We start from the raw sequence: 9,241 nt of genomic DNA, 5'->3' as shown, positions 1-9,241 counted from the left end.
TCTGTGGTTGGGTCCTGGCGCTACCACGCAGGACCCACAGGGCCTAAAAGCGTGGGAGCGAGGAGGGTTTTGCGACAACCGCCTTCGCGAGGATGTCGGTCGGGGGGTGTTTTGCCCTTTTGCGACACCCTCGAAGGCGGGAATCCATCGCGAGCAATAGATCCTCGCCTTCGCGGGAATGACGGGTACCTGTTTAATTCCCCCTTTTACAACAACCTATTACAACAACCTATTACAAGTGTGGAAACGAGAGCCACAAAAATTATGATCCAGACACACTACCGTAAAGACGATTTTTTTCTTCCCGACCTTGGATCCGGTCAGTCCGTCTTTATGCTGGTGTTAATCTCAGAACTGTTTGTCCTGGTTCAGGTGCTGGCACTCCCCAGTGAGATTCCATTCAGCTGGACACGGCTGGCTATGCTGTCACTGTTCGTTCAGTGGATTGTGCTTTCCAGCAGCGCCTTTCTCTACCTGGCTCGCCCATTCCTGAGAAAGCTCCCTATCTGGCAATCGGTCATAATTTCCCTGCTGGGTGTTCAGATTATTACTCTGATACTGACCCTGCTCGCCCAGATTATCCTGACCCCCATGCATTTTATGCCGGACTGGCAAGAGGTGAGCCGGAATCTACTGGCAGCACTGATCATCTCAGCCATGCTACTGCGCTATTTCTACATCCAATATGAAGTCGATATACAACAACGGGTTATTCACAATGCTCGCTTTGACTCACTACAGGCTAATATACGGCCTCATTTCCTGTTCAACAGCATGAACATAATTGCCAGCCTGATCCAGATTAATCCCGAAAAAGCAGAGCAGGCGGTGGAAGATCTCTCGGACCTGTTTCGAGCCAGCCTGCAAAATCGAAGCGCAGTAGTGCCTATCCATAAAGAGATCCAGATCAGTGAAAGCTACCTGAGAATTGAGCAGCAGAGGCTTGGGGAACGACTTCAGGTAACGTGGCAAATCAGTGCGCTGCCACAACGGATGACCATTCCGCCTTTTACCCTGCAGCCCCTGGTGGAGAACGCTGTATACCACGGAATACAGCCATTGGAGGAAGGTGGCTGTATCAATATCACCATCAGTGTCAACCATCAAATGGTTCAGATTTCTGTAGAAAATCCGATGCCCTATACAGAGACTATTTCAAAAGGCAACCAGATTGCTCTGAACAATATCCGTTCCCGTTTGGAGATGCTTTACGGAAGCAAAGCCAGCCTGACTACGGATATAAAAGAAAAGTCCGGTTCCAAATGGTTTACTGCGCGGGTTCAATACCCCTACAAGATTGATCACTTACAGACAGGAACCGACCACTGAAACAATGAATGTACTAATTGTGGATGATGAGCCTCTGGCCCGGGAACGGCTGCGATATCTGATTAGCCGGTTTGATAACTTTATGGTACTTGAGCATGAGGCCAGCAATGGTCGGGATGCCATTGAACTGTGCAGCCAATATCAACCGGATATCGTTTTGATGGACATCCGCATGCCGGTCATGGACGGGCTCGAAGCGGCCAGGCACATTAGCACAATGGCAAAGCCCCCTGCGGTCATTTTCTGTACTGCTTATGACAATCATGCGCTGGAAGCGTTTGACGCTCAGGCTGTCGGCTACCTGCTGAAGCCTATTCGCCAGGAAGACCTGAATCAGTCACTGCAACGGGCCAGCAAACTCAACCGCCTGCAACTGGCCTGGCTGAACGATCATCTGCCGGAAGATAAAGAGCAGGGGCATATTGCTGCCAGAACACTCCGCGGTATTGAGCTGGTTCCGCTCAATGATGTTCTGTATTTTATGGCGGATAACAAATATGTAACCGTTTATCACCGCCACGGTGAGGTACTGATTGATGATCCGCTCAAAGAACTGGAAGAGAATCATAACCAGCATTTTGTCCGGATTCACAGAAATGCACTGGTGCGGCGCGATGCCATTGAAAGCCTTTCACGGGATGATAAGGGTCACTGCTTTATTCATCTCAAAGAAGTCTCTGAACGCCTCCCCATCAGCCGCCGCCATGTGCCATTGATCAAGAAGATTATGCAGTCTCTATAGCCAGAGTATTCGTACCTGGCTTCTCCTCCTGAAACTGTCTCTTACGCCCTGTCTGTCGTATCATCCCCCTCAACTTCCTGCCAGTAGCTGACAGGTGCTGAAACTTACTAATAGAAGCCGTCAAACCTGTGAAAACCATTCGCATCGCTACCCGAAAAAGTGCCCTTGCCTTATGGCAGGCAGAATACGTTAAACAACAACTGGAACATCTGCATCCGGGCATTGAGGTAGAGCTGGTAAAAATGACCAGCCTGGGGGACCGGATTCTGGATGCACCCTTAGCCAAGATTGGTGGTAAAGGGCTGTTTGTTAAAGAGCTGGAAAATGCCCTGCTGGAAAATCGTGCCGACATCGCCGTGCATTCCATGAAGGATGTTCCCATGGACTTTCCGGAAGGCCTGGAGCTTGGGGTAATCTGCCCCAGGGAAGACCCCCGGGATGCCTTTGTATCCAACCACTATGCTTCCCTTGATGAATTACCACAGGGAGCGGTTGTGGGGACTTCAAGCCTGCGTCGACAGTGCCAGATTCTGGCTGCCCGCCCGGATCTGACCATCAACTTTCTGCGGGGTAATGTGAACACCCGTCTGGCCAAACTGGATGATGGCCAATATGACGCTATCATTCTGGCGGCTGCCGGACTGATTCGACTGAAGATGGCTGACCGGATCAAAACTTACCTTGATACAGACCTGAGTCTTCCTGCAGCCGGTCAGGGTGCGGTTGGTATTGAGCTGCGACTGGATGATGAAGTCACCAGGCAACTCATCACTCCCCTGCATGATACAGATACCGCAATCCGGGTGGGTGCCGAACGCGCCATGAACAAACGGTTGAATGGTGGCTGTCAGGTACCCATTGGCGGATTTGCGGAACTGAATGGTGACCAGCTGTTTCTGCGAGGACTGGTAGGGAGTCCGGATGGTAAGACCATTTATCGCAGTGAAGTGCAATGTGCTGCCAGTGATTATGAATCTGCCGGCATTCAGGTGGCAGAATCCCTGCTGGAACAGGGCGCTGATCGAATTCTTGCTGAACTGGAGCATCACTGAGATAGATAACGTTACTGTTTTTTCACCACGGAGACACGGAGTTTTTAACCTCGTTCCCACGCTCTGCGTGGGAATGCATACGGAGCTGGCCATATGCCGCAGGGCTTGTTGATACTCCGTAGCCTGAATTGCCATGCAAAGGGTGAGAACAAGGAAACGTTACTGTTTTTCGCCACGGAGACACAGAGACACAGAGTTTTTTAAAAGCTTTTCCTCCGTGCCTCTGTGTCTCAGTGGCCAAACAAGCTTTTTGACTGTCACCGGAAAAGTGGAAATTATTCGGGGACAAATTCTTATCGGGAAAAGGGAAACAATGAATCTGTCGCACATCCGGGCACTGGTTACCCGACCTGAACCACAGGCCCGGGCATTAACAGAGGCGATCAAAAAGGCAAAGGGCCAGGCCTGGTCAATGCCCATGCTCAATATTGATGCTATACCCGAAACGCAGGCCATGCGGGACTGCCTGCTATCGCTGGATCAGTTTGACCGGATCATTGTTACCAGTCGTCCTGCGGCAAAGCTGGGAATGGAATTGATTGAACAGTACTGGCCGCAGCTGCCCATCCACGGCCAGTGGTTTGCCATTGGCAGCAGTACGGCTACCGAGCTTGGACATTACAATGTCAGGGCACAGTTTTCAGAAAACGGGGTTGATAGTGAAGCGCTTCTGGAACTGGATACTTTTAATAATGTGGCAAGCGAGAGATTACTGATCATCAAGGGTGTCGGTGGTCGAGGCCTGCTGGAGGAACAACTGAGTTACTCAGGAGGCAGGGTCCGGGCCCTGGAAGTTTATCAACGTTCCCGTCCAGACTATGAGCGCAATGCTGCCGTAAAAAAGTTGGAAAGCCATTCAATCAATGTCATCCTCTGTGGTAGTGGAGAAACCCTGACAAATCTTGGGTACTACTTACCCATGTCCCGGCGAGCTGACTATCGGCTATTGGTTCCCAGCGAACGGGTAGCAGGACAGGCTCATAACCTGGGTTTCCAACAGGTAATCAATACCCGTGGAGCCAGCAACGAAGTGATGTTGCAGGCATTGGCCCAAATCTGACTTTTTTGAAAAATGAGTGGGCCCCCTGAAGATGTGGTCGCGAAAACTCTCAGAGACAGAAAAACAATCGCGATACTCTCCCGGACAATCCTCTCGAACAATCGGAAGGCCCAAGCGTGAGTGATACAGACCAAAATACCGACCGTTTACCGGAAAAGAAACCTGAAAACGTGCAGCAAGATAGCAGTAAAACACCTGAGAAAGCGTCCAGGCCAGGAAATAAGCCAGCCAGAAAAAGTGACAACAAAGGTAAAGGTCTGGCGGGATTAGCCCTGCTGATATCAGCCTGTGCCCTGGGTCTCAGTGGTTATATTGGCTGGCGTGCCATGCCGCTGGAGCAGAGTCAGCCCATTCTTCGTGAAGGGATGGATCAGCTGCAAACACAGATTGCCCGTCAGCAGGCCAGACTGACTACGGTGGCACAGAATACCTCGACTAACATCGACAACCACAAAGAACAACTGCTTGAGCTGCAGCAACGTGAAGCCAGGCTCCTTTCCCGAACCGATGCACTTTCTGCAAAAGTCAGAGAATTTGAAGGTTCCTCTCGAAATCAATGGCGTATTGCTGAAGTTGAATACCTGCTGCGTCTGGCTAATCAACGGCTGTTAACCGTCAATGATGTTTCGGGAGCCCTGGAGTTAATGGGCAGCGCCGAACAAGTTCTTGAACAGCTGGATGACTATTCTCTATTCCCGATCAGAGAAGCACTGGCAGAAGATATGGCGGTCTTGAAATCCACAACGATACTGAACCAGGAAAGCCTCTGGCTACGGTTGTCGGCAGTGGCTGACCTGATCCCCGAGCTGGTCATTCTTGATGATAGCCATATCGTCGATGCAGCAAGCGCTCTGCCATCTAATGACGCTTCGTTTTCTAATGAGAAAGCTGACGAACAGACCGGAAGCTGGCAACAGATCATCCAGGCGATGCTGCTGGATACCTGGCACCGGTTCACTGAGCTTTTCCGAATCAACACTCAAAGAGAACAGCCCATTGAGGTATTGCTGACGCCGGAGCAGGACCAGTTAATCCGTCAAAAGATGCTGCTGTTGATCGAACAGGGCAAGCTGGCACTGATCAGCGGGCAGCAGGCGATTTATCAGAACAGCCTGAAGCAGGCCAATGACTGGCTGAGCCGTTATTTCATGCTGGGTGGTGAAGTGAGTGAGCAACTGGCAGAAGCGCTTTCTGACCTGCAGGGGATTTCAATAACGTCCGAAATGCCCAGCATCCATCGTTCTCTGGATGCACTGAAAGACCATCAGTCTGATTTTAGTATCTCGTCCCCACAACAGGAAGACCCTTCACCATCAGAGGCCGAAGATAAGACGGAGTCAGTCTCACCGGACAAAGAAGATGGAAATGATAGTGAGTCCGTAACTGAGCCAGATCAGTCTGCAGAGCTGGGAGTACAGATTTCATGAAAGGGTTTGCACTTTTCCTGTTCCTTGTTTCCGCCTGTTTTTTGCTGGCCAATATCATGGTCAATGATCATGGTTATGTCCTGATTGCCTACGACAGCATGACTTTTGAAAGCAGTCTCTGGGGCTTATTACTGCTGGCTGTGATCTCCCTGGGTTTGATCTGGCTGGCCGTTATTGCCTTCCGTTTGCTGCTGGGAACCTTCAGCTTTATCTATCCACTTTCGTCCAGAGCCAGAAAAGCGAAAGCCCGAAAACTGTTTGACCGCGGCCTGGCGGAATTTACCAAAGGCCACTGGCGTAAAGCCGAAAAACTGCTTGGACAGGCAGCCAAGAGTGGGGAGTCTCCCTTAATCAATTATCTGGCTGCAGCCAAAGCCGCACACGAAGCAGGTAACTATGAAGCCAGCGCCAACTGGTTGAGACAGGCAGACAGCAACGCCCCCGGTGCAGAGATGGCGATTGGTATCACCCAGGCGCAACTGCAGCTGGCCAGCAACCATCTGGAACAGGCTCTGGCGACACTAAAGCATCTGCACAAAAAATACCCCCGCCATACCTACATTCTGAAAATGCTGAAGCAGGTCTATATCCGCCTGAATGACTGGCAGTCCCTTGAAAAGCTCCTGCCCACACTGCGGAAGCAGAAAGTGGTCAAAGATGATGAGTATCACCAGCTTGAGCAGCAGGCATTTAAGGCGCTGTTCGAACAGGCATACAGTTATGCCCGCAACCGTCTCTCTACCGGGGAACGGGTGAAACCCGCTGATGATATCTGGGCAGGCCTGAGCCACAGACAGAGAAAGGATCCGGTTATTCTCTATCGCTACTCTGAATGCCTGGTACGTCTTGGTGCAGAGGAAAAAGCCGAGTTGCTGCTGAGAGAAAACCTCAATCATTGTTACAGTGAATCACTGATTCGCCTCTATGGTAAAACGCCTGGCCGGGATTCGAAGAAACAGCTGTTGTCTGCGGAATCTCTGCTGAACCAGCGCACCAATGATCCTGAGCTACTTCTGGCGCTGGGTCGGCTGTCACTTCGGAATGAACTTTGGGGCAAAGCGAGGGAATACCTGGAAACCAGCCTGAGGCTTCGTAAAAGTGTCGATGTATACAATGAGCTGGGGCACCTGCTGGGGCATCTGGATGAGTTTGAAACCAGCTCCCGTTACTTTCAGGAAGGATTGCTTCTGGCCGCTGATAGCGCAACCAATCTGCCAGGAATTTATAAACAATGAATGCTCTGTTCATCGGAGCCACCAGCGGCCTGATCGCGGTGGCTCTGAGTGCCTTTGGCGCCCATGCTCTGGATGGAAGACTTTCTGAAAGAGCCATGGAGGTATTCCAGACTGCGGCTGACTACCAGTTTTATCACAGTCTGGCACTGGTATTCGTAGCCCTGTTAAGCACCACTTATGCTGCGTCTAAAAGGCTTAAGTGGTGTGCAGGCTTTTTCAGTCTGGGGATTCTTCTGTTTTCGGGCAGTCTTTATCTGTTAAGCCTTGGTGAACTGGTAATCCCGGAGGGCATTCGCTGGCTGGGAATGATCACACCATTGGGCGGTGTCTCTTTTATGCTGGGCTGGCTGATGCTGACGATATTCGCCCTTAAAGACTTTCATCAAACAACTTCATCGTCACTACCAACCTCAAAATCCGAGTAAGACGTAAGGTCTATATCAGGGGGCAACTCACTATACTCAATCGAACTTCCCCCTGCACTGGCAGGAAAGGAATTATCCACACACTCCTCCGGACTTAAAACAAGCTGACGTATCTCTCTATCCCCGTGATCCCACACCATATGAGCATCAATTGCTCCCAGGCTATGCCTGGAATTATCACAATTTTCAATCGAACAAATCACCCGCAGAGAACGCAAGAGCTTACATTCAGTGATGCTATATTGAGTCAGATTTTTAAACTCCACAATATCGCCTGAGAAGCTGGGGGAGGTACATATATCTTTTAGCAAACCAATAAGACAGTTAACACATACAACATCGTCACCCCCCTGAAGTTTCCGCCCAGAAAAGTTAATATTTTTACACTGGACGCATCTCAGAGCGTTTAACTGACCTGATAGTTCCTCTTTTTCTTGTAGCACCGTTTCATCAACCGGAACATAATGCCCAAATTTACTAATAACATTCAAAAATGCGACTGGCATCCCCTCCCCCCAAACGTGATCAGCTTCTCGCTTACTAGACAAAATATGACCGAATTAGTTCCCATTACGACAACTACAGCCATACAAATTTGCAATTTACACCCTGACCAGTATCTTACGCCGATTATTTTCTACGAATTCAGAAGTCCATGAACGATACTGTGAAACCAGTCGACGAGACTGATGATAGCCTCCAGCAGGAAACCCTCCATAAGCGCCCGATCAAAAGCTTCGTGATTCGTGCAGGCCGCATGACCACGGGACAACAACGGGGCTGGGATGAGTGCTGGCAAGACTGGGGACTGGCTCTGGAACAGGGCTCAGAAGGCTTTCTGAAAGCCTTTGCTGATGAGGCACCCCGGGTTCTGGAAATTGGCTACGGGATGGGACACTCCCTGGTCACCATGGCAACCAACGAAAGCAACCGGAATTTCATTGGTATTGAAGTTCATCGTCCTGGCGTGGGCAGCTTGCTGAATGAAGCCCGTCTGGCCGGTATTAACAACCTTAGAACTTACTGTGATGATGCGGTTGAAGTATTAAAGCAGTGTGTGCCTGATGGCAGCCTGTCCCGTGTACAGATTTACTTCCCGGATCCATGGCACAAGAAACGCCATAATAAACGTCGTTTGATCCAGCCAGCGTTTATTGAGCTGCTCCGCCCCAAACTGGCATTGGGTGGTGTCATCCATCTGGCAACAGATTGGGAAAACTATGGGGAACAGATGCTGGAAGTCATGACTGCAGCGGAAGGCTTCGAGAATATAGCTGCCGACAACAGTTACGCTCCCAGACCTGATTTCCGACCTTTAACCAAGTTTGAAAAGCGTGGTCACCGGCTGGGGCACGGTGTGTGGGACTTGCTGTTTACCCGCGTTAACTGACCTGGTGCAGCTAAGCGCTGATACCCATACCACCGTCATCCCCGCGAAGGAGGGTGTCGCAAAAGGGCAAACCCCCCCCCCGACCGTCATCCTCGCGAAGGCGGTTGTCCAAAACCCTCCTCGCTCCCACGCTCTGCGTGGTAGCGCCAGGACCCAACCACAGACACGATTCCTGTGGTTGGCTATGCATTCCCACGCAGAGCGTGGGAACGAGGTTCAACCCTCCTCGCTCCCACGCTCTGTGTGGTAGCGCCAGGACCCAACCACAGACATGATTCCTGTGGTTGGCTATGCATTCCCACGCAGAGCGTGGGAACGAGGTTCAACCCTCCTCGCTCCCAAGCTCTGCGTGGTAGCGCCAGAACCCAACCACAGACATGATTCCTGTGGTTGGCTATGCATTCCCACGCAGAGCGTGGGAACGAGGTTAACCCTCCTCGCTCCCACGCTCTGCGTGGTAGCGCCAGGACCCAACCACAGACATGATTCCTGTGGTTGGCTATGCATTCCCACGCAGAGCGTGGGAACGAGGTTAACCCTCCTCGCTCCCACGCTCCTGTCTCTTATACTCATCTGACGCT

Annotated in this window: 9 protein-coding genes; 8 read left to right on the top strand and 1 reads right to left on the bottom strand. The window is 51.0% G+C overall.

Annotated features, from left to right (window positions below; genetic code table 11):
• Positions 1 to 264 precede the first annotated feature (264 nt).
• From RM811_RS15905 to RM811_RS15875, 7 genes are all read left to right on the top strand, one after another.
• The gene (locus tag RM811_RS15905; protein WP_402526199.1) at positions 265 to 1,329 is read left to right on the top strand and encodes a sensor histidine kinase; all 1,065 of its coding nucleotides are present in this window, start codon (positions 265 to 267) and stop codon (positions 1,327 to 1,329) included.
• A gap of 4 nt (positions 1,330 to 1,333) precedes the next feature.
• On the top strand, positions 1,334 to 2,071 hold the full coding sequence (locus RM811_RS15900) for a LytR/AlgR family response regulator transcription factor (RefSeq protein WP_402526197.1): 738 nt from the start codon (positions 1,334 to 1,336) through the stop codon (positions 2,069 to 2,071).
• A gap of 128 nt (positions 2,072 to 2,199) precedes the next feature.
• Positions 2,200 to 3,123 (top strand): hydroxymethylbilane synthase, encoded by a 924-nt coding sequence (hemC, locus tag RM811_RS15895; RefSeq protein WP_402526195.1) that lies wholly within the window; start codon positions 2,200 to 2,202, stop codon positions 3,121 to 3,123.
• Positions 3,124 to 3,436: 313 nt separating this feature from the next.
• Positions 3,437 to 4,183 carry a uroporphyrinogen-III synthase gene (locus RM811_RS15890; protein ID WP_402526193.1) on the top strand — a complete coding sequence of 249 codons (747 nt, stop codon included), beginning with the start codon at positions 3,437 to 3,439 and terminating at the stop codon, positions 4,181 to 4,183.
• A 116-nt stretch (positions 4,184 to 4,299) separates the two neighbouring features.
• Positions 4,300 to 5,610, top strand: a complete 1,311-nt coding sequence (locus RM811_RS15885) for a uroporphyrinogen-III C-methyltransferase (protein ID WP_402526191.1) — start codon at positions 4,300 to 4,302, stop codon at positions 5,608 to 5,610.
• Positions 5,607 to 6,845 carry a heme biosynthesis HemY N-terminal domain-containing protein gene (locus RM811_RS15880; RefSeq protein ID WP_402526188.1) on the top strand — a complete coding sequence of 413 codons (1,239 nt, stop codon included), beginning with the start codon at positions 5,607 to 5,609 and terminating at the stop codon, positions 6,843 to 6,845. Before RM811_RS15885 ends, RM811_RS15880 begins: the two co-directional genes overlap by 4 nt.
• Positions 6,842 to 7,270: a DUF423 domain-containing protein gene (locus RM811_RS15875; protein WP_402526186.1), complete on the top strand. Its 429-nt coding sequence runs from the start codon at positions 6,842 to 6,844 to the stop codon at positions 7,268 to 7,270. The genes RM811_RS15880 and RM811_RS15875 overlap by 4 nt, the downstream gene beginning before the upstream one ends.
• Here the strand turns inward: RM811_RS15875 and RM811_RS15870 are convergent.
• Positions 7,228 to 7,776, bottom strand: a complete 549-nt coding sequence (locus RM811_RS15870; RefSeq protein ID WP_402526183.1) for a hypothetical protein — start codon at positions 7,774 to 7,776, stop codon at positions 7,228 to 7,230. The genes RM811_RS15875 and RM811_RS15870 overlap by 43 nt on opposite strands.
• A gap of 149 nt (positions 7,777 to 7,925) precedes the next feature.
• On the opposite strand from RM811_RS15870, the gene trmB reads away from it, so the two are divergent.
• On the top strand, positions 7,926 to 8,660 hold the full coding sequence (trmB, locus tag RM811_RS15865; RefSeq protein WP_402526180.1) for a tRNA (guanosine(46)-N7)-methyltransferase TrmB: 735 nt from the start codon (positions 7,926 to 7,928) through the stop codon (positions 8,658 to 8,660).
• The last annotated feature ends 581 nt before the right edge of the window (positions 8,661 to 9,241 follow it).

This window comes from Endozoicomonas sp., assembly GCF_031844845.1.
Classification (GTDB): domain Bacteria; phylum Pseudomonadota; class Gammaproteobacteria; order Pseudomonadales; family Endozoicomonadaceae; genus Endozoicomonas.
Note: the sequence above shows the minus strand (reverse complement) of the source record. Positions and strands in the feature narration are given on the sequence as shown.

Coding starts and splice junctions, on each gene's coding strand:
- RM811_RS15905 (WP_402526199.1), top strand. CDS start 265: ATGATCCAGACACACTACCGTAAAGACGATTTTTTTCTTCCCGACCTT.
- RM811_RS15900 (WP_402526197.1), top strand. CDS start 1,334: ATGAATGTACTAATTGTGGATGATGAGCCTCTGGCCCGGGAACGGCTG.
- RM811_RS15890 (WP_402526193.1), top strand. CDS start 3,437: ATGAATCTGTCGCACATCCGGGCACTGGTTACCCGACCTGAACCACAG.
- RM811_RS15880 (WP_402526188.1), top strand. CDS start 5,607: ATGAAAGGGTTTGCACTTTTCCTGTTCCTTGTTTCCGCCTGTTTTTTG.
- RM811_RS15875 (WP_402526186.1), top strand. CDS start 6,842: ATGAATGCTCTGTTCATCGGAGCCACCAGCGGCCTGATCGCGGTGGCT.
- RM811_RS15870 (WP_402526183.1), bottom strand. CDS start 7,776: ATGCCAGTCGCATTTTTGAATGTTATTAGTAAATTTGGGCATTATGTT.
- trmB (WP_402526180.1), top strand. CDS start 7,926: ATGAACGATACTGTGAAACCAGTCGACGAGACTGATGATAGCCTCCAG.